Origin of the sequence: Cupriavidus sp. U2 (assembly GCF_009663685.2) — a bacterium.
GTDB lineage: Bacteria > Pseudomonadota > Gammaproteobacteria > Burkholderiales > Burkholderiaceae > Cupriavidus > Cupriavidus necator_C.
Genome location: NZ_RCOG02000011.1, coordinates 134,163 through 158,154 on the forward strand (window position 1 = coordinate 134,163; position 23,992 = coordinate 158,154).

At 66.5% G+C, this 23,992-nt stretch carries 22 protein-coding genes; 6 read left to right on the forward strand and 16 right to left on the reverse strand.

Translation table 11 applies throughout. From position 1 onward, the window contains the following. Positions 1 to 69 precede the first annotated feature (69 nt). Positions 70 to 1,617, reverse strand: coding sequence for an acyl-CoA carboxylase subunit beta (locus D9X30_RS09580; RefSeq protein WP_249640926.1), 1,548 nt, complete (start codon positions 1,615 to 1,617; stop codon positions 70 to 72). A 176-nt stretch (positions 1,618 to 1,793) separates the two neighbouring features. Between D9X30_RS09580 and D9X30_RS09585 the strand changes: the two genes are divergently transcribed. The 3 genes from D9X30_RS09585 (at position 1,794) to D9X30_RS09595 (ending at position 5,185) form a co-directional block, all read left to right on the forward strand. Continuing rightward, positions 1,794 to 3,539: a sigma-54 interaction domain-containing protein gene (locus D9X30_RS09585; RefSeq protein ID WP_502799622.1), complete on the forward strand. Its 1,746-nt coding sequence runs from the start codon at positions 1,794 to 1,796 to the stop codon at positions 3,537 to 3,539. A gap of 161 nt (positions 3,540 to 3,700) precedes the next feature. Next, positions 3,701 to 4,774: an NAD(P)-dependent alcohol dehydrogenase gene (locus D9X30_RS09590; RefSeq protein WP_153948490.1), complete on the forward strand. Its 1,074-nt coding sequence runs from the start codon at positions 3,701 to 3,703 to the stop codon at positions 4,772 to 4,774. A 147-nt stretch (positions 4,775 to 4,921) separates the two neighbouring features. Next, entirely contained in the window at positions 4,922 to 5,185 is a 264-nt protein-coding gene (locus D9X30_RS09595; protein WP_249640932.1) for a DUF1653 domain-containing protein, read from the forward strand. A 23-nt stretch (positions 5,186 to 5,208) separates the two neighbouring features. Here the strand turns inward: D9X30_RS09595 and D9X30_RS09600 are convergent, their stop codons facing one another. Next, positions 5,209 to 6,762 (reverse strand): methyl-accepting chemotaxis protein, encoded by a 1,554-nt coding sequence (locus D9X30_RS09600; RefSeq protein ID WP_153948492.1) that lies wholly within the window; start codon positions 6,760 to 6,762, stop codon positions 5,209 to 5,211. 169 nt (positions 6,763 to 6,931) lie between these two features. Between D9X30_RS09600 and D9X30_RS09605 the strand changes: the two genes are divergently transcribed. Both D9X30_RS09605 and shc read left to right on the forward strand, forming a co-directional pair. Further along, positions 6,932 to 7,519, forward strand: coding sequence for a TetR/AcrR family transcriptional regulator (locus D9X30_RS09605; protein WP_153948493.1), 588 nt, complete (start codon positions 6,932 to 6,934; stop codon positions 7,517 to 7,519). After that, positions 7,516 to 9,495, forward strand: a complete 1,980-nt coding sequence (shc, locus tag D9X30_RS09610; RefSeq protein ID WP_153948494.1) for a squalene--hopene cyclase — start codon at positions 7,516 to 7,518, stop codon at positions 9,493 to 9,495. The genes D9X30_RS09605 and shc overlap by 4 nt, the downstream gene beginning before the upstream one ends. Before the next feature lie 75 nt (positions 9,496 to 9,570). Here shc and dbpA read toward each other — a convergent pair whose 3' ends face one another. The 6 genes from dbpA to D9X30_RS09640 form a co-directional block, all read right to left on the reverse strand. After that, positions 9,571 to 10,974 carry an ATP-dependent RNA helicase DbpA gene (dbpA, locus tag D9X30_RS09615; RefSeq protein WP_153948495.1) on the reverse strand — a complete coding sequence of 468 codons (1,404 nt, stop codon included), beginning with the start codon at positions 10,972 to 10,974 and terminating at the stop codon, positions 9,571 to 9,573. A 136-nt stretch (positions 10,975 to 11,110) separates the two neighbouring features. After that, positions 11,111 to 12,427, reverse strand: a complete 1,317-nt coding sequence (gene oxlT, locus D9X30_RS09620) for an oxalate/formate MFS antiporter (RefSeq protein WP_153948496.1) — start codon at positions 12,425 to 12,427, stop codon at positions 11,111 to 11,113. An 839-nt stretch (positions 12,428 to 13,266) separates the two neighbouring features. Continuing rightward, positions 13,267 to 14,076 carry an alpha/beta fold hydrolase gene (locus D9X30_RS09625; RefSeq protein ID WP_502799623.1) on the reverse strand — a complete coding sequence of 270 codons (810 nt, stop codon included), beginning with the start codon at positions 14,074 to 14,076 and terminating at the stop codon, positions 13,267 to 13,269. A 28-nt stretch (positions 14,077 to 14,104) separates the two neighbouring features. Then, complete coding sequence (locus D9X30_RS09630) at positions 14,105 to 14,275, reverse strand: hypothetical protein (RefSeq protein ID WP_153948497.1); 171 nt, start codon at positions 14,273 to 14,275, stop codon at positions 14,105 to 14,107. 179 nt (positions 14,276 to 14,454) lie between these two features. After that, the gene (locus D9X30_RS09635) at positions 14,455 to 15,777 is read right to left on the reverse strand and encodes a type II toxin-antitoxin system HipA family toxin (protein ID WP_194946538.1); all 1,323 of its coding nucleotides are present in this window, start codon (positions 15,775 to 15,777) and stop codon (positions 14,455 to 14,457) included. Further along, positions 15,777 to 16,175, reverse strand: coding sequence for a helix-turn-helix domain-containing protein (locus D9X30_RS09640; RefSeq protein ID WP_153948499.1), 399 nt, complete (start codon positions 16,173 to 16,175; stop codon positions 15,777 to 15,779). The genes D9X30_RS09635 and D9X30_RS09640 overlap by 1 nt, the downstream gene beginning before the upstream one ends. Positions 16,176 to 16,488: 313 nt before the next feature. Here D9X30_RS09640 and D9X30_RS09645 point away from each other — a divergent pair, with 313 nt between their 5' ends. After that, positions 16,489 to 17,223, forward strand: a complete 735-nt coding sequence (locus tag D9X30_RS09645; protein WP_153948500.1) for an IclR family transcriptional regulator — start codon at positions 16,489 to 16,491, stop codon at positions 17,221 to 17,223. Positions 17,224 to 17,238: 15 nt separating this feature from the next. Here D9X30_RS09645 and D9X30_RS09650 read toward each other — a convergent pair whose 3' ends face one another. The 8 genes from D9X30_RS09650 to D9X30_RS09685 form a co-directional block, all read right to left on the reverse strand. Continuing rightward, complete coding sequence (locus tag D9X30_RS09650; RefSeq protein WP_153948501.1) at positions 17,239 to 17,937, reverse strand: 4'-phosphopantetheinyl transferase family protein; 699 nt, start codon at positions 17,935 to 17,937, stop codon at positions 17,239 to 17,241. 50 nt (positions 17,938 to 17,987) lie between these two features. Further along, positions 17,988 to 18,437 (reverse strand): excinuclease ATPase subunit, encoded by a 450-nt coding sequence (locus tag D9X30_RS09655; protein WP_153948502.1) that lies wholly within the window; start codon positions 18,435 to 18,437, stop codon positions 17,988 to 17,990. Positions 18,438 to 18,510: 73 nt separating this feature from the next. Then, positions 18,511 to 19,740 carry a beta-ketoacyl-ACP synthase gene (locus tag D9X30_RS09660; RefSeq protein ID WP_153948503.1) on the reverse strand — a complete coding sequence of 410 codons (1,230 nt, stop codon included), beginning with the start codon at positions 19,738 to 19,740 and terminating at the stop codon, positions 18,511 to 18,513. Beyond that, positions 19,737 to 20,468, reverse strand: coding sequence for a 3-oxoacyl-ACP reductase FabG (gene fabG / locus D9X30_RS09665; RefSeq protein ID WP_153948504.1), 732 nt, complete (start codon positions 20,466 to 20,468; stop codon positions 19,737 to 19,739). Before fabG ends, D9X30_RS09660 begins: the two co-directional genes overlap by 4 nt. Further along, positions 20,465 to 20,947: a hotdog family protein gene (locus tag D9X30_RS09670; protein WP_153948505.1), complete on the reverse strand. Its 483-nt coding sequence runs from the start codon at positions 20,945 to 20,947 to the stop codon at positions 20,465 to 20,467. Before D9X30_RS09670 ends, fabG begins: the two co-directional genes overlap by 4 nt. A 2-nt stretch (positions 20,948 to 20,949) precedes the next feature. Further along, positions 20,950 to 22,140, reverse strand: coding sequence for a beta-ketoacyl-ACP synthase (locus D9X30_RS09675; RefSeq protein ID WP_153948506.1), 1,191 nt, complete (start codon positions 22,138 to 22,140; stop codon positions 20,950 to 20,952). Then, positions 22,137 to 22,682, reverse strand: coding sequence for a DUF3261 domain-containing protein (locus D9X30_RS09680; RefSeq protein ID WP_194946539.1), 546 nt, complete (start codon positions 22,680 to 22,682; stop codon positions 22,137 to 22,139). Before D9X30_RS09680 ends, D9X30_RS09675 begins: the two co-directional genes overlap by 4 nt. Before the next feature lie 77 nt (positions 22,683 to 22,759). Then, on the reverse strand, positions 22,760 to 23,989 hold the full coding sequence (locus D9X30_RS09685) for an NAD(P)/FAD-dependent oxidoreductase (protein WP_153948508.1): 1,230 nt from the start codon (positions 23,987 to 23,989) through the stop codon (positions 22,760 to 22,762). Positions 23,990 to 23,992: the final 3 nt, after the last annotated feature.

A 23,992-nucleotide genomic window follows, 5' to 3' on the forward strand; every position in this document is an offset into this window, starting at 1 on the left:
CTCTCTCCTGTGTTGTTCTGGTGTTCTGGTGTTCTGGTGTGCCAGTGTCTTGTGTCGGATGGTCCCGGCTCAGGGCCGCACGCCAAAGCGGCTGACACCGGGCTCGCGCAGCGGCGCGGCAACGGTGGCGAATTCGCACAGCAGCGCGCGGGTATCGCGCGGATCGATGATGTCTTCGATGACGAACGCCTCGGCGCTACGGAACGGTGAAGTCAGGCTGCGCACGCGCTGTTCGATCTCGGCGCGCTTCTGCACGGGGTCGTCCGCGCCCTCGATCTCGGCCTTGTAAGCCACTTCGAGGCCACCCTCTATCGGCAAGGCCCCCCAGTTGGCCGACGGCCACGCGTAGCGGAAATTGAACCGGCCCATGTGCTGATGCCCGGCCGCCGCCACGCCATAGGCGCGCCGAACGATGACCGAACACCAGGGCACCGTGGCCTGATAGACGGCGGCCAGCGCCCGCACGCCGTAGCGCATGATCCCGGACTGCTCGGCCTCCGGCCCGACCTGGAAGCCCGCCGTATCCACCAGATGCACGACCGGCAGATGGAAGGTCTGCGCCAGATCGACAAAGCGGGTGAATTTCTCGGCGGTGTCGCTATCCCAGTTGCCGCCGTACCAGCCCGGGTCGCTGGCGATCACGGCCACCGGCCAGCCATCGAGCCGGGCCAGCCCCGTGACGATGGCCCTTCCCCACTGCGTGCCGGTCTCGAAAAACGATCCGGCATCGACCAGCGTCTCCAGGATCGGCCGGATCTGGTACGAGGCACGCGTGTCTCGCGGAATGGCCGCCAGCAGCCAGTCGTCGCGCCGCGACGGGCTATCCCGGGTGTCGGTCCGGGGCGGCAGGTCATACACCGAGGCCGGCAGGTACGACAGGAACTGCCGGGCACGCGCAAAGGCCTGCTGCTCGGTGGCCACCTCGTCGTCCACCACGCCATTGCGGGTGTGGATCTGGCTGCCGCCCAGCTCGTTCTTGCCGATGTCCTGACCGGCTTGCGCCACCAGCGGCGGCCCTTCGCTGAACAGTTGCGAGGTCTCCTTGACCATCACCGAATAGTGGCTGGCCGCCACGCGCGCCGCGCCCATGCCGGCCACCGAGCCCAGCGCCAGCGACACCACGGGCACAGTGGCCATGTTTTCCACCACGTACTGCCAGACCTTCATGGTTGGAATCAGCGTGTGGCCCTTGATCTCGATATTGCGCACCGAGCCGCCGCCGCCCGTGCCGTCCACCAGCCGGATCATCGGCAGCCGCAGGTCGTGGGCCATTTTTTCGGCATGGATCAGCTTGTCGCCGGGCGCGCCGTCGTTGGCCCCGCCGCGCACCGTGAAATCATCGCCCACCAGCACCACGGGACGGCCGTCCACCTGCGCGCGGCCCATGACGAGGTTCGACGGAATCAGGTCGATCAGCCGACCGTTGCTGTCATAGCGGCCGCTGCCACTCAGGCCGCCCACCTCGCGAAACGACCCCGGATCGGCAATCGCATCGACCCGCTCGCGCACCGTCAGCTTGCCCGCCGCCTTGTGGCGCTCCACCTTGCTGTCACCGCCCATGCGGGCGGCCAGCCGCCGCCGCCAGGCAAGTTCGTCCACTTCAGGCTGCCAACTCACGTGTCTGTCTCCGACTGTCTTTCTGGTGTTGATGCGAAGACACTCCGCACAAGTCGTGCCAGATTACCGGTAGTTGTCCCAGCCTTGATTACATTGAGAATTCCGTATGACGTCATTAAGATGTCCGTGACAAATACATCAAAGTGTCCGCAGCAAGGACACAACAGGAGACAAGCGTGTCCACGGAGACAACACAGGCGACGGTCGCCAAGCGCGATCCGCTTCCGGATGGTGCGTTCCTTGGCGCGCTGGTATGCCAGGGCGATGGCGACCCCGTGGCGGCCTTCGGCGTCTGTGCCGATCCCGCCGTGGCGCACGCGGCGCGCGTTGCCCGGGCAAACGCCGATCCGGGAAGCGGCCGGCGGCTGTTTCCGGTGGAAGCCGGACAGGCGCGCTACATCGGCTTGTCGCTCGAAGACGCCGATTGGCACCTGATCCTGTTGCATCGCGCCGACCCCCAGGCCACGCTGTTCGATTTCCTGGGCACCGTACCGTTTGCCGATGCCATACTCGACCACTTCCTGAACGATCCCTATCAGGCCATCACTGTGGTCGACCACGCGGGGCTGGTGCGCTATATCAGCCCGGTCCACGAGAAGTTTCTGAGCCTGGCCCCGGGGGCGGGCATCGGGCGTGCGGCGGCCGAGGTGATTCCGAACTCGCGGCTGCCGCAGGTGGTCAGCAGCGGCAAGGCCGAGATCGGCCAGCTGCAGCAGCTGAATCACACCACCCGGGTGGTCAACCGCATTCCGATCCGCCAGCACGGCGAAGTGGTGGGCGCCATCGGCCAGGTGATGTTCAAGGGGCCGGACGAACTGCTGCGGCTGCACAAGGAACTGGTGACGCTGCGTTCGGAGGTGGCACGCTACCAGCGCGAAGTGGAGGGCCTGCGCGAACGCCAGTCGAATATGGGCCTGATCGGCGAAAGCGCGCCGATGCAGCGTCTGCGCCGGGAAATCCAGACCGTGGCCCGCCTGGACGTGCCCGTGCTGATCCTGGGCGAAAGCGGCACCGGCAAGGAACTGGTGGCACGCGCCATCCACGGCACCGGCCACGACGACCCCGCCGCCGAGCGCCCGCTGGTCAGCCTGAACCTGGCCGCCCTGCCCGCCACGCTGATCGAGTCCGAACTGTTCGGCCACGCCCCCGGCGCCTTCACCGGCAGCAAGCGTCAGGGCCAGGCCGGCAAGCTCGAACAGGCGGCCGGCGGTACGGTATTCCTCGATGAAGTGGCCGATATTCCGATGGAAATGCAGGTAAAACTGCTGCGCGTGCTGGAAGACCACATGGTCGAACGGCTAGGCAGCGGACGCGCCCGCAAGGTGGATTTCCGCCTGGTATCGGCCACCAATCGCGATATCCCCGAACTGATCGACGCCGGAAGATTCCGCCTGGACCTGTATTACCGGCTCAGCGGCGTGGTGCTGCGCATTCCCGCACTCCGGCAACGGCGCGAGGATATTCCGGCACTGCTGCAGCATTTCGTCGAAGCCTTCTGCACGCGCAATGGCATGCCGGCGCCGCGGATCGAACATGATGTGGCGCGGTATCTGGCCGGGCAGCCATGGCCGGGCAATGTCCGACAGCTACGGCAACGCGTGGAAGAGGCGCTGGTGTTTTGCGATGGCCGCGCGCTGAAGGTGGCCGACTTTGCGCGGGGGGACGCGGCGCGGGGTACGGTTGTGGCGCAGGATATGCCGGAGGCACCTGCATTCGGCACACCGTTGTCCGGCGCCCCCGTCAGCGATGGCGCGGCGTTCGGCATGCCGCCGACGGACGCCGGCGGCGGCATGAGCGGGCTGGCCTATGCGGCGGTGCTCGATGCCATCGCCCGCCACGGCGGCAACAAGAAACGCGCGGCAGCGCAATTGCAGATATCGCGGTCGCATCTGTACAAGATTCTCGAGCGCGGCGGGCGGTAGAGCCAGCGACGCCACGCACGCCAGAAGCGCCACAGGTCAACGTCTGCATTCTCCGACTCTGATCAACACTGGCGCAAATCTGTGGCAATAGACTGAAAGCGGCGCGCCCGTTCGCCCCCCCCCCGGCCGCCCCTTCCGCCGAAGTCTTCAGGAGCTTAACCATGCCCACCATGCGTGCTGCCGTCTTTCAAGGTCCCGGCAAGATCACTCTTCAGGAAAAGCCCATTCCCAGCGTCGGTCCCGGCGACGCCTTGATCCGAATCACCACCACCACGATCTGCGGCACCGACGTCCACATTCTCAAAGGCGAATACCCGGTGCAGCCGGGCCTGACCATTGGACACGAGCCGGTCGGCGTGATCGAGAAGCTGGGCAGCAATGTCACCGGCTATCAGGAAGGCCAGCGCGTGATTGCGGGTGCGATTTGTCCGAGCTTTTATTCGTACGCCTGCCAGGACGGCTGCGCGTCGCAGGACGGCCAGTCGCACGGCCATGGCTACAAGCCGATGGGTGGCTGGCGCTTTGGCAACACCATCGACGGCACGCAGGCCGAATACGTGCTGGTGCCCGATGCCCAGGCCAACCTGGCACCGATTCCCGACGGGCTGACCGACGAGCAGGTGCTGATGTGCCCGGACATCATGTCCACCGGCTTTGCAGGTGCCGAACAGGCCAATATCAAGATTGGCGATATCGTGGCGGTCTTCGCGCAAGGGCCGATCGGCCTGTGCGCCACGGCCGGCGCACGGCTGCGTGGGGCATCGAAAATCATCGTCGTCGATGGCATTGACGAGCGCCTGGCGATCTCCCGCCATATGGGCGCCGACGAAGTCGTCAATTTCCGCAAGACCGATGTCGTCGATGAAATCCTGCGGCTGACTGGCGGCCGGGGCGTCGATGCCGCCATCGAGGCCCTGGGCACGCAGGCCACCTTCGAGGCGGCGCTGCGGGTGCTGAAGCCCGGCGGCACGCTGTCCAGCCTGGGCGTCTATTCCACCGACCTGCGCATCCCGCTGGGCCCGTTCGCCGCCGGCCTGGGCGACCACAAGATCATCACGTCGCTGTGCCCGGGCGGCAAGGAACGCATGCGCCGCCTGATGAACGTGATCGAGACCCAGCGGGTGAACCTGGCGCCGCTGGTCACCCACCACTACAAGCTGGCCGATATCGAATCGGCCTATGACCTCTTTGCCAACCAGCGCGACGGGGTGCTCAAGGTGGCCATCACGCCGTGATGCTGTCCGGGGCGCTGCGGAGAAGCGTCGGCCCTGCCCGGAGTAGAATGCCGGCCCCGCCTGGGCCAGCAACGGGCCAGGCCGACCCAACCGGAATTCCTCATGCAAGACACGGACATCGACGCCATCCGCCAGGCTTTTGCGCTGGTGGGTGAATTCGGCGAAGGCAAGACGCCGCGCTACCAGGTCACCAGCGAGGCCGACGCGCTGAAGCTGGCCACGCACCGGCACTACAAGGGCGGCCTGTACCGGCGCATCTTTGAAGCCAGGCACTCGGAAAACGACGAAATCCTGACCGTCTACGTGCATATCTGGCCGCACAACACGTCGCCGTGGGTGCGGCCGGCGGAGATGTTCCACGGGCGGCTGGACGATGAGCGCTTGCGTTTTGCCCCGCTGACCGACGCCTGAGCGGGGCGCAGGGGCCCAGCGACTCACACGACGGCCGGCACCTGGAACGACGACACCGACGCCTTCAGCACATCGGCCTGCTCTTCCAGCGCCTTGGCCGCCGCGGCGGCCTCTTCCACCAGCGCGGCGTTCTGCTGCGTCATCTGGTCCATCTGCGTGACGGCCTTGCCCACCTGGTCGATGCCGGCGCTCTGCTCGCGCGACGCCGTGCTGATCTCGCCCATGATCGACGTCACGCGGCCCACCGCCTGCACCAGGTCGTGCATCGTGGTGCCGGCCTTGTCCACTTGCTGCGTGCCGGCTTCCACCTGGCTCACGGTGTCGTTGATCAACTGGACGATTTCCTTGGCGGCCGTTGCCGACCGTTGCGCCAGTTCGCGCACCTCGCCGGCCACCACGGCAAAGCCACGGCCCTGCTCGCCCGCGCGGGCCGCTTCCACGGCGGCGTTCAGGGCCAGGATGTTGGTCTGGAACGCGATGCCTTCGATCACCGCCGTAATTTCGCCAATCTTGCGCGACGCATGCTGGATGCCGCTCATCGTGGCCACCACGTTGCGCATGTCTTCGCCGCCGCGCGACGCGGTTTCCGAAGCGGCCGCTGCCAGCTGGTTGGCCTGTTGGGCGTTCTCGGCGTTCTGCCGCACGATGGCCGTCAGCTGTTCCATGCTGGCGGCAGTTTCTTCCAGCGCGCTGGCCTGCTGCTCGGTGCGCTGCGACAGATCCAGGTTGCCCGCCGCGATCTGGCGCGTGGCCGTGGCAATCGCATCGCTGCCGCCACGCATGGTCTGGATGGCATCGATCAGCCCCGACTGCATCTGGCGCAGGCCCTGGGTCAGGTCGCCCATCTCGTCCTGGCTGGTCACGCGAATGCGTTCGGTCAGGTCGCCGTGGGAAATCCGGCCAAAGCTTTCCAGCATGCGTACCAGCGGCTCCGAAATGGCACGGCGCAGGCCAATGGCGCAAAGCAGCGCCCCGACGATGCCGATCGCGATCGCGCCGGTGACCATCCACAGGAATCGCTGCGAGCGCGCCGTGGCCTTGTCGTACAGGGCCTGCGCCTGGTCGCTCTGGTTGCGTTCGAGCGCATTCACGGCGGCGGTCAGTTCCACGAACATCGGCGGGATCTTCGCCATGACCTGTTGATCGATGGCGGCAGCGTCGTGGGCGCGCAAGGCTGAGATCAGCGGCTCCACGCCTTCCTTGAAGAATTTGCCGCGCAGGGCTTCAACCTTGTCGGACAGCGCCTTCTCGTCGGCGGACTTGGCCAGCGCCTGGTAGGCGCTCCACGCCTTCTCGGATTTCTCGCGGTAGCCCACCGCCTTGTCGATGGTGGTCGGCACATCGGCGGCGTCGGGATGGAACACCGCGCGATCGAGCGTGGTCCGCACCACGGCGGCATTTAGCTGCGATGCCGCCACAAGGCGCGTCGACGCCAACTGGTTGGTGTAGATCTCGTGGATATCGGCGATGGACGCGCGCATCCCGAAGACGCCGATGGTGCCGATCAGGGTCAGCAGGGCAGCCAGCACGGCCAGCGCCGCGTTCAGGCGGAATCGAATCGAAAGTTGACTTGGCATGGCAATACAGAAGCGCGAGTCGATGCTGCAGCGCACTAACGGCTCGGAATCCCGGGATTGAAGGCACGCCTTCTCATGTAGACAAATGTAGACATGGCGACACCCAAAAAGCGGCGCAGGCGACGCATCGGTTTGCAAACAATCCGGCCGGATGGTATCTTCCGGCGCCATGAGTGAAGCTCACCGCCGCCCCAAGCAACCCCAACTGATTCGCGATCGACTGATCGCCGCCACCATCGACCTGCTGGTCGAGGAAGGCATCGGCGCGGTGACGCTCAGTGCCGTGGCGGCCCGCGCCGGTGTCTCCAAGGGCGGGCTGCAGCATCACTTCTCCAGCAAGCAGGAACTGCTGCAGGCGCTGTCCAGCGAGGTGCTTGACCATTTCAAGCGCCAGGTGACCACGGTGGCAGAATCCGACGCCGAGCCGCATGGCCGCAACACGCGCGCCTACCTGCGGGCGTCGGCCGACGGCTTTGTCGAAGCGGGCGAACGCGAACTCTGGAAGGCCGCCATGATGCTCGTCATGGCCCGCCCGGAATTCCGCATGCCCTACCAGGAATGGGAAGCCGCGTCGCTGCAGCGTGACGCGGCCCAGTGCGAAGACGCCACGCGTCTGCTGCTGTGCCGGCTGGCCGCCGATGGCCTCTGGCTGGCCGACCTGCTCGGCCATCGCACCATCGATCCCGCCCAACGCGCGGCGCTGGTCGGCCATCTCGAACAGCTGACCCAGCCCTGCACGGAACCAGAACAAGCATGACTTCACAAGATATTCCGGCATCCGATATCGATGCCGTCCTGGCACGCGCGCGCGACGCGCTGCTGGACAAGCAGCACCCCGACGGCCACTGGTGTTTCGAACTCGAATCCGACGCCACGATCACGGCCGAATACATCCTGATGATGCATTTTGTCGACGAGATCGACACGGCGTTGCAAGCCCGCATGGCGAAGTATCTGCGCGCGCTGCAGCGACTGGACCGGCACGGCGCCTGGGACCTGTACTACGGCGGCGATCTCGATGTGTCGTGCAGCGTCAAGGCGTACTTCGCGCTGAAGGCCGCAGGCGATTCGCCCGACGCCCCGCACATGGTGCGTGCCCGCGACGCCATCCTGGCGCGCGGTGGCGCGGCCCGGTCGAACGTGTTCACGCGCATCCTGCTGGCCACGTTTGGCGAAGTGCCCTGGCGCGCCACGCCGTTCATGCCGGTGGAGTTCGTGCTGTTCCCCCGCTGGGCCCCGATCCATATGGACAAGGTGGCCTACTGGGCCCGCACGACCATGGTGCCGCTGCTGGTGCTGTGCTCGATGCGCGCGCAGGCGAAGAACCCGCTCGGCATCCGCGTGCAGGAACTGTTCGTGACGCCGCCCGAGCAGGAGACCGAGTACTTTCCGCGCAAGCCCGGCCTGCAGGGCCTGTTCCTGAAGCTCGACCGCGTGGTACGCCACGTGGAGCCGCTGATCCCGCGCGCGCTGCGCCGCAAGGCCATCCAGCGCGCCGTGCAGTGGAGCGAGGAACGGATGAACGGCGAGGACGGCTTCGGCGGCATCTTCCCGCCGATGGTCTACGCCTACGAAATGATGGTGCTGATGGGCTACGCCAAGGACCATCCGATGCGCCGCGACTGCATGGACGCGCTGAAGAAGCTGATCGTCCACCGTGACGACGGCGTCTCGTACTGCCAGCCTTGCCTGTCGCCGGTGTGGGATACCGCCTGGAGCCTGATGGCGCTGGAGCAGGCACCGGCCACCGAGCAATCGAAGGCCGCCATCGCGCGCGGGTACGACTGGCTGACCGAACGGCAGGTGCTGGATCTGGTGGGCGACTGGCAGCACAACGCCGCGCCGGCCACGCCGCCGGGCGGCTGGGCGTTCCAGTACGAGAACCCTTACTACCCGGACATCGACGATACCGCCGTGGTGCTGGCCATGCTGCACGCCCACGGCAAGCGCACCGGCCAGGCCGAACGCTTCCGGCCGCACGTGGAGCGCGCGCTGGACTGGTCGATCGGGCTGCAGTCGAAGAACGGCGGCTTTGGCGCGTTCGACGCCAACTGCGACCGCGACTACCTGAATGCGATTCCGTTCGCCGATCATGGCGCCCTGCTCGACCCGCCTACCGAAGACGTGTCCGGCCGCATGCTGCTGGCCATGGGCGTGACCAACCGCCCGCAGGACGCCAGCGCGCGTGAACGCTGCATAGGATATCTGCGCCAGACGCAGCAGGCCGACGGCAGCTGGTGGGGCCGCTGGGGCACCAACTATATCTATGGCACGTGGAGCGTGCTGGCCGGCCTGGCGCTGGCGGGCGTGGACCGCAAGCTGCCGATGATGCGCCGTGCGGTGGACTGGCTGCGCGGCAAGCAGAACGCCGACGGCGGCTGGGGCGAGACCAACGACAGCTACCTGCACCCGGAACTGGCAGGCACGCACGACGCGGGCAGCACCGCCGAGCATACGGCGTGGGCGCTGCTGGGCCAGCTGGCGCTGGGCGAGCACGAATCGGATTCGGTCAGGCGGGGCGTGGCCTGGCTGGTGGAGGCGCAGGGCCAGGACGGCTTCTGGACCCACCCTTATCACAATGCCCCCGGTTTCCCGCGCATCTTCCACCTGAAGTACCACGGCTATACCGCGTACTTTCCGCTGTGGGCGCTGGGACGCTACCGGCGGCTGACCGCGAGCCGGCAGCCCGCGGCCAGACAGGTTGCGGCGGTGCCGGAGCAGGAACTGGCTTGAGGTTCATGAAGAAGGGGCGCCAAGGCGCCCCTTCTTCGTCTGGCCGGCCGCGACCGGCATCGCTACGGCAATGGCTTAGCGCTGCCCGGTCGTCAGCATCCTGACCTTCACCTTGCGGCCCTTGACCTTGCCCTCGTTGAGCCGCTTCACTGCCTCGCGGCCGATGGCGCGGTCCACGGCGATGTAGGTGGACATCTCCATCACACTGATCTTGCCGACCTGCTCCTTTGTGAAGCCGGCCTCGCCGGTCAGCGCGCCAAGGATATCGCCGGCCCGGATCTTCTCCTTGCGGCCGCCCAGCATCTGCAGCGTGACCATCGGCGGCAGCAACCGTCCGCCGCCTGCGGGCGTCAGTTCGGACAGCGGGTGCCACTCGAACTCGCCGCCCTGATGCTGTTCGATATTGCCCACGCGGCCCATTTCGTCCAGGCTGACCAGGCTGAATGCCATGCCTGCCTCGCCGGCACGCCCGGTGCGGCCCACGCGGTGCACGTGCACCTCGGGGTCCGGTGTGACGTCCACGTTGATCACGGCTTCCAGTTGCGCGATGTCGAGCCCGCGTGCGGCCACGTCAGTGGCCACCAGCACCGAGCAGCTCCGGTTGGCAAACTGCACCAGCACCTGATCGCGCTCGCGCTGGTCCAGGTCGCCATGCAGCTCGAGCGCGGCGTAACCCTGCGCGTGTAGCAAATCGGCCAGATCGCGGCAACGCGCCTTCGTATTGCAGAACGCAAGCGTGGTTGCCGGGCGGAAATGGTCGAGCAACAGGCCAACGGCATTGAGCCGCTCGCTGTTTTCCACTTCGTAGAACCGCTGCGTGATGGTGCCGGCGTCGTGCGACTCCGCTACCTTCACGGTCTTCGGCTGGCGCAGAAAGCGATGGGCGAGCTTGTCGATGGCGTCCGGATACGTGGCCGAGAACAGCAGCGTCTGCCGGTTCTTCGGCGCGTGGCTGGCAATGAACGCGATGTCGTCATGAAAGCCCATGTCGAGCATGCGGTCGGCTTCATCGAGCACCAGCGTGTTGATCGTGTCGAGATTCAGGCTGCCGCGATCCAGGTGGTCGATGATCCGGCCCGGCGTGCCGACAATCACGTGGGCGCCGTGCACCAGGCTTTCCACCTGCGGCCGGATCGGCGATCCCCCGCAGAGCGTCAGCACCTTGACGTTGTCCTCGGCGCGGGCCAGGCGACGGATTTCCTGGGTGACCTGGTCGGCCAGTTCGCGCGTGGGGCAAAGCACCAGCGCCTGTACGTCGAAGGACCGCGGGTCCAGCCGGTGCAGCAGGGCAAGCCCGAAAGCGGCGGTCTTGCCGCTTCCGGTACGCGCCTGGGCGATCAGGTCGTGGCCAGCCAGCGCGAGCGGCAGGCTGGCAGCCTGGATCGGCGTCATGGCGTCGTAGCCAAGCTGGACAAGCGTAGCCTGCATGGCCGCGGACAGCGGCAGCGTGGCAAATGGGGTAGGGGCTGAAGAAGTCATGCCGGATTATAGATGCATGGCGGGGCAATGCCGCCCTGCTCCGTCCTGTCCCGCCCTCCTGTCCCGCCCTGCCCCGGGCCCCGCCGTGCCATCGGGAAGACGCGAGCCGCGGCGCCTTCCCGGCCTGAACGTTACGTCAGGCTGGCACCTGCGTCCCGCCCCGCTCGCCGGCAAAGGCCCGTTTCGATGCGGCCACATGGTTCGCGAACACCGGCCTCAGCACCGTGAACGCCAGGAACGCGGCCAGCAGATCCATGGTGGCCACGGTATAGAGCACCGTCGACCATGTGCCGGTGGCCTCCATCATCAGATTGCCGATCGGCACGAACAGCGCGCCAATCCCCTTGGCCGTGTAGAGCACGCCGTAGATCTTGCCGATGTGCTTGGTGCCGAACGCATCGCCGGCCAGCGCGGAGAACAGCGAGTAGACCTCGCCCCACGCCAGGAACACCACGCCCGACAGGATCAGGAACGCGTACGGATTGCTGCCGAAGTAGCCCAGCGCGATGATCCCGATCCCTTCCAGCGAGAACGCGATGACCATCGTCTTCTCCCGGCCGATGTTGTCCGAGATCCAGCCGAACAGCGGCCGCGAAATGCCGTTCATCACGCGGTCGAGCATCAGCGCCAGCGGCAGCGCGGCCATCGTGAAGAAGTAAAGGTCAACCTTGAACTCCTTGACGCCCAGATCCTTGGCGATCACGCCCAGTTGCGCCACGGCCATCATGCCGCCGGTGACCACCAGCACGAACATGACCAGCATCAGCCAGAACAGCCTGGTGGCCAGCGCCTCGCGCAGCGTGTAGTCGCGCGTGGACTGGTAGATCTTGCTCGATGCCTTCACCTCGCTGGCCTGCGGCGCACGCAGGAACCAGGCGGCCATGAACGCCAGCGCGCCCTGCAGGATGCCGAAAAACAGGAACGTGTGCTGGAAGCCCTGCGATTCGATCATCGCGGCGATCGGCAGGATGGTGGCCGCCGAACCGGCTCCGTAGCCGCCGGCCGTCAGGCCCACGGCCAGCCCGCGACGGTCCGGGAACCACTTGATCGCGTTGTTGATGCAGGTGGCGTAGATCGAACCCACACCCAGCCCGCCCACGGCGGCGCCCACGTAGAAGCCCATCAGCGTGGTGGCCTGCGAATTGATCACCCAGGCAAACCCGATGAACAGCGCGCCAAACGCCACCATCAGGCGCGGCCCGAATTTATCGATGAAATACCCCTCGATCGGTGCCAGCCAGGTCTGTACCAGCACGAAAATCGTAAAGGCAATCTGGATATTGGCGCGAGACCAGCCAAAGGTGTCCTGAATCTCGGGCACGAATAGCGTCCAGGCGTACTGGATATTCGCCGTAGCGATCATGCAGACTACGCCTACCAGCAACTGGAACCAGCGTTTGCTTTCGGAAACCTGTGGATTGGGGCGCAGGGCCCCGGTCGGTGCGTGAGTCATTGCGCGCTCCCTGTTGTCGTGGTGTGGTCTGCAATGTATGGGGATGCGGTTCGATACACGGGCACCGTGCGCCCGAACCGTAATATGGTCGCCTGCATTTGCGTGTCTCCTGTTTCATCGTTCTTGTTGTTTTGGTCTTCCGGTTTCGCGTGTGAAACCCATTTGCGCAGGACCGCCATTGCTCGAACCACGAGTTGGTACCGAATGCGCGCCAGAACCCTTGTCCAGCCTTGGTTTCCGGGTAATTCACCGACTGGCTATTCGCTTTTCATCTGAAATCTCCTCGATATCGAAAATACCCGAATGAATGACAGGTTTGTAATGTTCACCGACATTTGTGGATGACAAAAATGTAATGTTCGCCGTAATGTTCAACGTAATGTTCGCGTAATCCGCAACGCGACAGATACAAGGTATGTGATATACCAACATAGTCAAGCGAAAGCGGGGAGAGGGTTTTCACCACCCCGGAATCCTTATTCATTACCAGGGCCAATGAAAAATCGGCCATTAATCATTGCGATGCATTCATGGCCGGAAAATGGACAAAAAAAAGCCCGCAGGCTAGCACAGGCGGGCGGAGGCGTGATGCGTGACACCAGTTCGCAACACGTAGGCTCTATTTATAGGTGATCTTTTAACGTCTATTTGTCATTCGAGGGTTTTCTCTTAATCGCGGAGCATTACAATTTTGTCAGAATAACCGGGGCGCCTTGAAAATGGCGGTCGTCCGCGGGATTCCGCGCCGTCTATTGGGATAATCCAGCGGCCGCCCCCCCGCCTGGCATGCACAAGACCGTTTCCCTTGCCGCGGCTCACGCGCCAGATCAGACCCCGTATCAGTTCTGCGCCTTCACCGTCTGCACGGCATCCAGGATGACTTTCGCCACATCGGCAGGCCGGGATTGCTGCGGCACATGGCTGGTCGGAAGCGTGGTCACCTTGGCGCCAATGCGCCTGGCCATCGCACGTTCCAGATCGGGCGGGATCATGCGGTCGTTGGCGCTGACGATGTACCACGACGGCCGGCTGGACCACGCCGCGACACTCGTTTTTTCTCCAAATGCCTTTGCCTGGATCGGGCCCTGGGTCGCGGCCATCACGCGGGCCTGGGCGGTGGGCACGTCCTGCGCGAAATCGCTGGCCACCGCTTGCGGCGGCAGCGACAGGTATCCGTCCTTGTCGGCCACCAGCCTGGCGATACCCGGCGCGGGCGGGAATGCCTTGCCGGCTTCCTCGGTCGACTGGCCCGCTTCCGGCGCGAAGGCGGCGACGTAGACCAGCGCCGACACCTTGTCGTTGGCGCCCGCCTCGGTAATCACCGTGCCGCCCCACGAATGCCCCACCAGCACCACCTTGCCCGGCTGATTGTCGATGGCGCGGCGCGTGGCCGCCACGTCGCCAGCCAGCGATTCCAGACCGTTCTGCACGGCCTGCACCTTCACGCCCCTGGCCTGCAGCAGCGGAATGACGCGGGCCCAGTCCGAGCCATCGGCAAAGGCACCGTGCACGATGACCACCGACGGTTGCTTGTCAGCGGCCCCGGCTGGGGCCGGTGCGGCATGCGCCGCCGTGGCAGCGGTCAGGCCGATGGTGGCCATGGCCAGCGATTCGATGGTTCGGTTGTGCGTCAGCTTGCGATTCCACATTGCGATTTCTCCGATTATTCCGGCAAGACTAGTTCTGGAAGTCCGGTACAGGCCGCGCCGGCAGCGCAATCACCAGCGCCACGCAGGCCGTGGCGGTGGCAATGACTGCGGCCGCCAGCGTCAACCCCTGGAGCGCACCCGGTGGCAATGACGAGAACACTGTCCTCGCCAGCTGCAACGCGATGTTGATTTTCGACATGGGAGGCTCCAGCCGGACCGATGGTTGGCGGCGCACCATGCGCAATCGCCATGGAGCCTATTGGAAAGGTTGGACGTATCGCGTCCGTGTGGCGCAAGCGGCCGTTGCGTGTGTCGACGTATCGGCCCGCCGTCGTGATACACAACGGTACAAATCGCCGCCCCGGAAGCAGCCGATGCTCAGAGGCGCCGCGCCTGCGCCCGTAGCCCCTCGAACACGCGCTCGGCCACGTCGGTCGGAAACGTCGCCGGCAATTCGGCCGCCGTGGCGTCGATGGCCGGCTCGACGGCCGCCTTGAGTTCCATCAGGATGGCCTCGACCACATCGGCAGGCATGCCCACCAGCCGCCCCTGCTCCAGCCAGTGCCGGCGCATGATCTGCGCAATGCGATAGTGGTTCTGCGTGCCGCGCACGGCCATGGCAAGGCGGGCCTTCTGCGGCGCCAGCTGGTTTGCGCCGCCGCCCATGATCGGGAACGCCGACAGCACGTCGTACAGCGGCGTCGACCAGTAGCGGCCGCCCGGCCCGATCGACAGGCTGAAGTTCTTGGCATGCCCCTCCGTCGCTGCCAGCAGCCAGAAGAGGATCTGCGTCTTGAAGAAATTACGACGATCATGGGCCGGGGTTTCGGACGCCGCCAGCACGCTCATGATGTCCGCGATGCCCGGGCCGCCGTCGGCCTGGTACTTCGACAGCGGCGACAGGCCCAGCGCCTGGCAAAAGTCCTCCTGTGGCAGGCGGATGATCCAGCTGCCGTCGGGCGCCAGCCGCCGGTCGAAGCGTTCCACCACCAGCACCTTCTGGTCCTCGAATGTCTCGATGGCGCAATCGGCGATGGGCAGGCCAAAGTGGCTCACCATCCGGGCGCACAGCCATTCGTTTTCCACCGAGGTGCGCATGTCCGCGCGCATGTTGCCCACCAGTCCCAGCGGCAGCTTGAGGATGTGGGTGGTGGGGGTGCTGCCGTGCGGCAGCAGCCATTGCCCGCCGTGATGCAGCAGCGCGGTCTTTTCCTGCGCGCCGGCAATCGACAGTCGCAAGTCGCCTTCGTCGTCGTGCTGGCCGAGCGGTGCGCTCCGCGTGGCATCGCGCAGCAGCCGCGCGATGCCCGACGCATCCAGCGGCGTGCCCTCGATGGTACGGAGCCCTTCGGGCTCGGCGCCTTCCGGCAGCAGTTGCAGCGCGCCGACGCAGTCGCGCCCCAGCGTGGCCAGCAGGTCGAACGGCCCGGTGCCCTGGGTGCGATGGCGCTGCGCCAGGCGGCGGCGGATGGCATCGCTGTCGGGCAGCAGGTTGTCGAAGTAGTCGGTGACCACGCTACCGCGATACGGGGCGGCATCGGACCGGAATGGCAGCGAGAGAGAAAGGGGACGCCCCTGGGGACTCTCCATCCAGTCGGCATCGTAGGCAAACGACTCACCGTCGGTACCCCGTTCCCACGTACCCGTCAGCCAGCCATTCATCCAGACGCCAAGCCGGCGCCGGAGCGCACGCCTGCCCATTACCAGTCCTCTCCCGGGCCCTGGTCGGGCTTGACCTGGCGGCGGGCGACCGTGCCGGCCGGCTGCGACCTTGCCTGGGCGGTGCCGGGCTTTCGAGGCTTGGTGGCCTTGTCAGCCTTGCCGCGCCGGGCACCCCCGGCGGTGGCCGCATCCGTGGAATCCGCGGCCACCGCGGTGCCGCGCGGCGCCAGTACCAGATCGACCTCCAGCGCCTGCAACACCGCCAGGACGCGCGCCATGCTGGCGCGCCCGGGATTGGCCTCCAGCCGTGCATAGCTTTGCTGGCTGACACCGAGGCGCGCCGCCACATCGGCCTGGGTCAGGCCGCGCGACCGGCGAAACCCCTGCAATACCGGATTCAGCTGGGTCAGGATTCGGATGGGATATTGGTTGGCCATGGGGGCTGCGCGAACGCGTCGGGATTGAGGCTGACAACATAAGGGTTGTAAAGCCGTTTTACTACGTAAAGGTTGTATTTTCAAGTTACAACGGATAGGTTGTAAAGGCGATTTACAACGTAAAGGTTGTATTTGGTGCGTATTCGGGTGCGTCCTCAGGTGCGTCTTGGGGTGCGCCTGCGGTCGCCTCGTGCGCCGGTGCCGTGCTACAGTCCGCCCCGAAGGGCCCAGCCAGGGCCCAACACGATCCGCGCACGTCCGATCCTGCCCAGCCCCCATGCCAGAGCGCCCAGAGTCCGCAAAACCCCCGGCAATGAACGTCAAGACCGCCCTGCGGGTCATCGAGATCATCGAGACCTTTGCGCGTGAACGGCGGGCGCTGTCGCTGTCGGAACTGGCGCGCCTGCTGGCGGTGCCGGCATCCAGCTGCCTGGCGCTGATCCGCACCCTGACGTCGCTCGGCTATCTCTACGAAACCGCCCGCCGGCAGGGCTACTACCCCACGGGGCGGCTACTGGCGATGGCCCAGCAGATTGCCCGGCACGATCCGGTGCTCGACCGCGTACACGGCACGATGAGCGAATTGCGCGATGCCACCGGCGAAACCATCGTCATCGGCAAGCTGCATGAAGGCACGGCCGTGGTCTATCTCGACGTGCTGGAATCCCCGCACGCGATTCGCTATATCGCCACGGCTGGCGAACGGCGGGACCTGCACGCCAACTCCATCGGCAAGGCCCTGCTGGCGGCCATGGACGATGGCGAACGCGCGGCGCTGCTGTCCCGGCTGGCGTTCCAGGGCTTTACACCCCGCACGCTGACCACGCCCGCTACGCTGGAGGCCGACCTGCGCCAGTCGCGCGAGCGCGGCGCCTATGTCAATCTCAGTGAATCGATGCCTGATGTGGGCGCGCTGGCCTGGCCCGTGCGGCTGTCGGGGGAATGCTATGCGATTTCAATTGCGGGGCCGGTGTACCGGATAGAACCGCACCTGGAGCAATACGCTGCGATCCTGCGCGCGGCGTGCGCCTCGCTGGAACAGACCTGAGCGTCCGGAGCCAGCCTAATCGACGGTTTCCTGCGCGTGCAGCCGCCAGCCGGTGGCCTGCGGCAGGCCGAGGTCATCCTCCAGCCCCGAAGCGGCGGCCAGCGCCAGCACGGCATTCTTGCGGCGCCAGGTCAGCCCGTTGGCCTGCGCCAGCGGCGATGGCCTGGCCTCCACCACCTGCCCCATCATGGTCTGGAACAGGTTGCCACCGTGGCACTTGATCCACGCCTCCTTGAGCGTCCAGAGCTGGAAGAACGCCAGCATGCGGGCATCCTCGTCGCCGGCAGCCAGCAGGTCTGGCAGCGCCGCGCGTTCGGCCTCCGTGGTGGTGGCCTCGATCAGCGTATCCAGGTGACGGCGCGGCTGCAGTTCCTCGATATCGACACCGACCGGCATGTCGGAGACCGCACAGGCAAGGTGGTCGCCCGAGTGGGCAATCGAGACGAAGACCGGCGTACCTACCGCGCCGGCCACATGGGTCGCCAGGGGCGGCGCGTCCTCGGCTGCCGACAACGCCCATTCCGATGCATCGCCGCCGAAGGTCACGGCCAGCAGCCGCCGCGCCAGCCAGCGGCCCGCCGCAAACTGCTCGGCGCGTTGCTGCGCCCGCATGGCCGCCAGCCGCGCCAGTTCCTCGGCGGACATCCAGCGGCTGACAGGTGGCGCCATGGCGGCAAAGGCCATGACCGATCCGGTACGCAGGGCAATCGGCATGGGGACAGGTTCCTTCGGCAGCTTACAGCGCAGCGTGTCAGGGTAATGGATCAGTTCGCCACGTTGGCGTACGTGCCCTTGAGTGTCACGCCCGCCACCACGGCACCGGCGTGGCATTCGTATTCCGACGCGCTGGCGTTGGTATCCTTTCTGTAATAGCTCACCATGTCGACCACGGCGTTGGCGCCCACCGACTTGGCCTTCTCCTGGAAGGCGATCAGCGCGGACAGCGCGGCCCAGCGGCAGGCTTCCTCGTCGCTCTTTCCCACACCGTTGGTCTTCTTGTTCGAGACGTCGCTGTCCTTCCTTTCCAGCACCTTGGGCGTCCTGGCACCCGACAGGTAGAACTTCACCGAGCCGTCGAGCTTTTCCTGGGCTTCGGGCATGTTCAGCACGTCGGCGAACGGCAGCATGTACCGGGTATCGCGCGCGGCGGCGGGCGCGGACAGCAGCATGGCGGCACAGGCAACGGCAGCCAGCGGGAGGGCGGCGAGTTTCATTGACCTTCCTTTCTTTTTCGTTTTGGAACAGGTTAGACGAATTACCGCACGGCGGCACGGCAGGACACCGGCTTCATGTGGGCCAGCGGCGGAATATCAGCGCGGTATTGATGCCACCGAACGCGAAATTGTTGCTCATCACATAGTCGGTGTCGATGCGGCGACCCTCGCCCATGATGTGGTCCAGCGGCGCGCAGCGCGGGTCCGGCCGGGTCAGGTTCGCGGTGGGCGCGAACCAGCCGTCGCGCATCATCTCGATCGTCATCCACGCCTCCAGCGCGCCGCATGCGCCCAGCGTATGACCCATGAAGCTCTTGAGAGAACTGATGGGAATGTCGGGACCGAACACCGCATGCGTGGCATGCGATTCGGCGATATCGCCATGATCGGTGGCCGTGCCGTGCGCGTTGACGTAGCCGACCGCCCCGGGGGCAATACCGGCTTCCTCCAGCGCCAGGCGCATCGCCACGGCCATGGTGTCGGCCTGTGGCTGCGTCACGTGCGCGCCGTCGCTGTTGGTGCCGTAGCCGACGATCTCGGCCAGGATACGCGCGCCGCGCGCCTGCGCGTGTTCGAGTTCCTCCAGCACCAGCGTCCCCGCCCCCTCCCCCAGCACCAGGCCGTCGCGGTCGGCATCGAACGGGCGCGGCGTGGTGTGCGGGGCATCGTTGCGGGTGCTGGTGGCGAACAGCGTGTCGAACACCGCCGCCTCGGTGGCGTCCAGCTCTTCCCCGCCGCCCGCCAGCATGGCCACCTGCTTGCCCATACGGATGGTCTCGTACGCATAGCCAATGCCCTGGCTGCCAGACGTACAGGCGCTGGACGTGGTCAGGATGCGCCCCGTGATGCCGAAGAACACGCCGATATTGACCGCCGCGGTGTGCGGCATCATGCGGATGTACGTGGTCGCGCTGATGTCCTCGGTCGACCGCTCGGTCATCATGCGGCCGAAATCCTGCACGGCCGACGGCGTGCCCGTGGAGGACCCGTACGCAATGCCCATGCGTCCGCTGGTGACCAGCGGATCGCCTGCCAGGCCGGCGTCCGCCAGCGCGGCCTCGCTGGCCAGCACCGCCATCAGCGACACCCGGCCCATCGACCTCGTCAGCTTGCGCGTGTAGTGCGACGGCAGCGCGAACGCCGGTACCGGCGCGCCCAGCCGGGTGTTAAGCCCCCGGATATCGTCCCACTCGGACATTCGCACCACGGCGTTGCGCCCGCTGGCCAGGCGCTCGCGCACCGTCGGCCAGTGGTTGCCCAGGGCGCTCACGGCGCCCGCGCCGGTAACTACGACCCGCTTCATCCAAACATCCCCCCGTTCACCGAAATCACCTGGCGTGTAATGTAACCGGCATCTGGCGACAGCAGGAAGGCCACCGTGGCAGCCACTTCGTCCGGCGTTCCCATGCGCCGCGCCGGGATCATCTTCAGTGCCTCTTCGCGCACGTGTTCGTCAATCATTTCTGTATCGATCAGTCCCGGCGCCACGCAGTTGACCGTGATCTGCCGCTTGGCCAGTTCGATGGCCAGCGCCTTGGTGGCGCCTATGATGCCGGCCTTGGCGGCGCTGTAGTTGGTCTGCCCCCGGTTGCCCACCAGCCCCGACACCGACGACAGCGTGACGATGCGGCCAGCCCGGCGGCGCTGCACCATCGGCATGACCAGCGGGTTCAGCACGTTGTAGAACGCATCCAGGTTGGTATGCACGACCTCGTCCCATTCGTCGCCCGTCATGGCGGGAAACGCCGCATCGCGCGCCAGGCCCGCGTTGCAGACCACCCCGTAGTAGCAGCCGTGTTCCTCGATGTCGGCCAGAAGCGTGCTCGCCGTGGCTTCCCGGTGGGCGATGTCGAAGGCCAGCACGCGCGCATTGCGGCCGAAAGCGCGCACGGCGTCGGCCACGGCCTCGGCTTCGTCGCGCCGCGCGCGGCAATGCACCACCACGTCGTAGCCATCGTGCGCAAGCCGCAACGCGATGGCGCGGCCAATGCCGCGCGAGGAACCCGTGACGAGCACGGTCTTGTTGGTCATGCTTGCTGCCCCTGGAGAAACGCCTGCGCATCGGCAGGCCGGAATACCGAAACATTGGCGCGCGCCACCTCGCGGCCATCGAGCGACAGCGTGCAGGCGAACATTCCCAGGCCATTGTCGCCGGCCAGTTCCATGCGCGCGGCAACCGTCAGCACGCTGCCCACGGGGAATGCGGGCACGTCGCAGGCGTAGCGCCGGGAGCCCAGCAGGAAGCCGATGCCGGGCGGCCGCCCGGCCATGCGGTCCTGCGCGCCAGCCCATGCGGCAATGGTCTGGGCCATGTATTCGATGCCCACCCAGGCCGGCATGCCGTCGTCGTCCACGAACAACTGCGTGGCACGTACCGTGGCGCGCGCCACGCAGCCGTCGGTATCCACATGCACCAGTTCGTCGATCAGGCGCATCGCGCCCGCGTGAGGCACCACCTCGGCCATCGGAGGCAGTTCCAGTTGATTCGATATCGGTTCGGTTGTGTTCATCTTTAGCCCCGTCCCATCACCAGCACGCTGTTGCTGCCGCCGAACGCGAACGAATTGCTCATCACATGGCGCACCGGCCGGCCCAGCGATTCGTCGGGCCCCACCACGTGCAATGCCGGCAAGGCGGCGTCGGCCACGCCGTCCCACCAGTGCGCGGGCAGCCTGCCGTGCGGATTGCCCTCCAGCGTCAGGTACATCAGGGCTGCCTCCACCGCGCCGGCTGCGGCCAGCGTATGGCCGGTCTGCGGTTTGGTGGAGCTGACCGGCACACCAGGGCCCAGCAGATCCGACACCGCACGCGACTCCATCGCGTCGTTCTGTTCCGTGGCGGTGCCGTGCAGGTTCAGGTAGTCGATGTCCGCCGGACCCAGGCCGGCGCGCGCCAGCGCCTGTTGCATCGCGGCACGCGCCCCCGCGCCAGCCGGGTCCGGCGCCGACATGTGGTGCGCGTCCGACGTCTCACCCCAGCCGGCCAGCCGCACCGGGCCGGCCTCGCGCGACATCAGGAACAGCGCCGCACCTTCGCCCAGATTGATGCCCTGGCGGTTCGCGGACAGCGGATTGCAGCGTTCGACGCTGACGCTTTCCAGCGAGCGGAATCCCGCGATCGTGAACGCGCACAGCGTATCCACCCCGCCCGCGATGACTACGTCGGCAATGCCCTGTTCCAGCAGGCGCGCCGCGGCTACCAGGGACTTGGCGCTCGATGAGCAAGCGGTGGAAATCGTGTACGACGGCCCAGCCACGCCCAGCGCCAGTGCCAGGTATTGCGCGGGCGAGCCAAGCTCCTGCTGCCCGTAATGGAATCCGGCTGGCCACGCGCCCGTGCGGGCACGTTCGCTCACGGCGACCTCCCCGCCGCTGATGCCCGACGTACTGGTGCCGAGCACAATCGCCACGCGCTGCGGTCCTACGCGTGCGAGGGCGGCCTCCACTTCCGGACGGATCGCCGCCAGCGTACGGTCCAGCAGCGCATTGTTGCGGCTGAACAGCTCCGGCGCGATGCCGGCAGGCAGATCGGTGGCGGCCACTGGCTCGCGCACGGTGCCTAGGTGCAATGGCATGCCCGGCGTATAGCGATCCGTCAGCTCGCCGCCACTGGGACCATCGGTCCGGAACAGCGCCGCGCGGACGGCATCGGCGCCGCTGCCGAGCGCGCAGATCACGTTCATCGCATTCATGTAGACCGTCATTGCGCCCTCCCCTGCCCTGTGTCCTGCCGCCCGCCGAGATCCTGCAGCGTACGGATCGTCAGCCGATAGCCGTCGCGCCGCTGCACGAACAGCGTGGTCCGGGCGTCGGGATAGCGGATTTCCACCACGACTTCGTCGCCCGCCCGCAACTGGCGAACGCCGGGCGCCACTTCGACGCGCCAGCCCGCCGGCAGTGCCGCCTGGATGGCCGCCACGGGCCAGAGCGACAACTGCAGATCACTGAGGATACGCTCGGGCAGCAGCTCCGGTGGCGCCCACGGTGCCTTGCTCACGCGCAGCTCATGACCGTCCCAGTCCAGGCGCGCCAGCACCTGGCCGCCCGCCACGGCGGCCAGCCGGGTATGTGCGGCATCGGCTTCCAGCAGCGCCAGCATGTCGCGCGTCTGCTCGCCCTGCGGCGACGGGTATTGCACCGTGATCTGCTGCTGCAGGTTCAGGGTGCGGCCCAGTGACCCAGGGGGCATGCGCAGCAGCGGCACCGCGCCCTCGGCGTGCATGCCGGCCGCTGCGCCAGCGGCCATGCCGTCTCGTGGCGGCTGCGTCGCGCAACCGGCCAGGGCCAGCACGCCAGCGCATGCCGCAGCGGCGGCGCTACGGCTCAAGCCGAACAAAGCTGCTCCAGCACGCCAAGCCGCCGCCGCGACTCGGCCACATAAGGGTTGTGGGTGTCCCACGCATATCCGGCCAGGATCGACGAAATCATCCGGCGGATCTCGGGCGTGCCCTTGGGATGGAAGATCACCTTCTGGAAGCTGCCTTCGTACCATGCCTCGACGTATGTGCGGAAGCAGTCCACGCCGGCCTTCAGCGGCCTGGCGTAATCGGCGTCCCAGTCCACCGTTTCGCCTGCAATCTGCCGCGCCACGCAGGCTGCGGCCAGGCTGGCCGACTTGAAAGCGATCGTCACCCCCGACGAGAACACCGGATCAAGGAACTCGCCGGCGTTGCCCAGCAGCGCGTAGCCGTTGCCCCACAGCGAACTGACGTTGGCCGAATAGCCGACGATCTGGCGTGCCGGCGTATCCCAGTTGGCGTCCTTGAGCAGTGCGGCCAGGCCCGGCTCTTCCCCGACCAGCGTCCTGAGCTTCGCCATGTCGTCGCCCGCATAGCGGTCGAGGAACGACTTTTCCGCCACCACGCCCTGCGAGCACCGGCCGTTCGAGAACGGGATGGTCCAGTACCACACGTCCACGTGTTCGGGATGTACGCTGATCAGAATCTTGTTGCGGTCGAATGCGCCCACGGGCACGCGGTCTTCCACGTGCGTGAAGATGGCCGCGCGCACGGGGAAGTTCGACGGCGACTCCAGCTTCAGCAGACGTGGCAGGATGCGCCCGAAGCCGGAGGCATCGAGCAGGAATTTCGGCGCCACCGTGTAGACGTCGCCGTCCGGATCGCGCACCGTCACCAGAGGCCGGGCGCCGCTCACGTCCACCGCTTCCACCACGTGCCGGAAGCGCACCTCGGCGCCTTGCTTCGCGGCTTCGCGGATCAGCACGTTGTCGAAGTCGGCACGCTGCACCTGGTACGTGGTGCCCCAGCCCGGCGAGAACTTGTCGCGGAAGTCGAACGCCGTGTGCTGCCCCTTATGCGAGAAGGCAGCGCCGTTCTTGTACTGGAAGCCGGCTTCCACCACGGCCTGCAGCATGCCGGCCTCCTCGATGTACGCCATGCTCTGTGGCAGCAGGCTCTCGCCGATGGAGAAACGCGGGAAGGTCTCCTTTTCGATCACCAGCACGTCGATGCCGCGCCGGCGCAACAGGCCGGCCGCCACCGAACCCGCGGGGCCGGCGCCGACGATCAGAACTTCTACCTGTTCCTTCTTCATGTG

Excerpts from the sequence above, each read along its gene's own strand:
- D9X30_RS09590 (WP_153948490.1), top strand. The coding sequence starts at position 3,701 with ATGCCCACCATGCGTGCTGCCGTCTTTCAAGGTCCCGGCAAGATCACT.
- D9X30_RS09600 (WP_153948492.1), bottom strand. The coding sequence starts at position 6,762 with ATGCCAAGTCAACTTTCGATTCGATTCCGCCTGAACGCGGCGCTGGCC.
- D9X30_RS09605 (WP_153948493.1), top strand. The coding sequence starts at position 6,932 with ATGAGTGAAGCTCACCGCCGCCCCAAGCAACCCCAACTGATTCGCGAT.
- shc (WP_153948494.1), top strand. The coding sequence starts at position 7,516 with ATGACTTCACAAGATATTCCGGCATCCGATATCGATGCCGTCCTGGCA.
- dbpA (WP_153948495.1), bottom strand. The coding sequence starts at position 10,974 with ATGACTTCTTCAGCCCCTACCCCATTTGCCACGCTGCCGCTGTCCGCG.
- oxlT (WP_153948496.1), bottom strand. The coding sequence starts at position 12,427 with ATGACTCACGCACCGACCGGGGCCCTGCGCCCCAATCCACAGGTTTCC.
- D9X30_RS09625 (WP_502799623.1), bottom strand. The coding sequence starts at position 14,076 with ATGTGGAATCGCAAGCTGACGCACAACCGAACCATCGAATCGCTGGCC.
- D9X30_RS09630 (WP_153948497.1), bottom strand. The coding sequence starts at position 14,275 with ATGTCGAAAATCAACATCGCGTTGCAGCTGGCGAGGACAGTGTTCTCG.
- D9X30_RS09635 (WP_194946538.1), bottom strand. The coding sequence starts at position 15,777 with ATGGGCAGGCGTGCGCTCCGGCGCCGGCTTGGCGTCTGGATGAATGGC.
- D9X30_RS09640 (WP_153948499.1), bottom strand. The coding sequence starts at position 16,175 with ATGGCCAACCAATATCCCATCCGAATCCTGACCCAGCTGAATCCGGTA.
- D9X30_RS09645 (WP_153948500.1), top strand. The coding sequence starts at position 16,489 with ATGAACGTCAAGACCGCCCTGCGGGTCATCGAGATCATCGAGACCTTT.
- D9X30_RS09650 (WP_153948501.1), bottom strand. The coding sequence starts at position 17,937 with ATGCCGATTGCCCTGCGTACCGGATCGGTCATGGCCTTTGCCGCCATG.
- D9X30_RS09655 (WP_153948502.1), bottom strand. The coding sequence starts at position 18,437 with ATGAAACTCGCCGCCCTCCCGCTGGCTGCCGTTGCCTGTGCCGCCATG.
- D9X30_RS09660 (WP_153948503.1), bottom strand. The coding sequence starts at position 19,740 with ATGAAGCGGGTCGTAGTTACCGGCGCGGGCGCCGTGAGCGCCCTGGGC.
- fabG (WP_153948504.1), bottom strand. The coding sequence starts at position 20,468 with ATGACCAACAAGACCGTGCTCGTCACGGGTTCCTCGCGCGGCATTGGC.
- D9X30_RS09670 (WP_153948505.1), bottom strand. The coding sequence starts at position 20,947 with ATGAACACAACCGAACCGATATCGAATCAACTGGAACTGCCTCCGATG.
- D9X30_RS09675 (WP_153948506.1), bottom strand. The coding sequence starts at position 22,140 with ATGACGGTCTACATGAATGCGATGAACGTGATCTGCGCGCTCGGCAGC.
- D9X30_RS09680 (WP_194946539.1), bottom strand. The coding sequence starts at position 22,682 with ATGGCCGCTGGCGCAGCGGCCGGCATGCACGCCGAGGGCGCGGTGCCG.
- D9X30_RS09685 (WP_153948508.1), bottom strand. The coding sequence starts at position 23,989 with ATGAAGAAGGAACAGGTAGAAGTTCTGATCGTCGGCGCCGGCCCCGCG.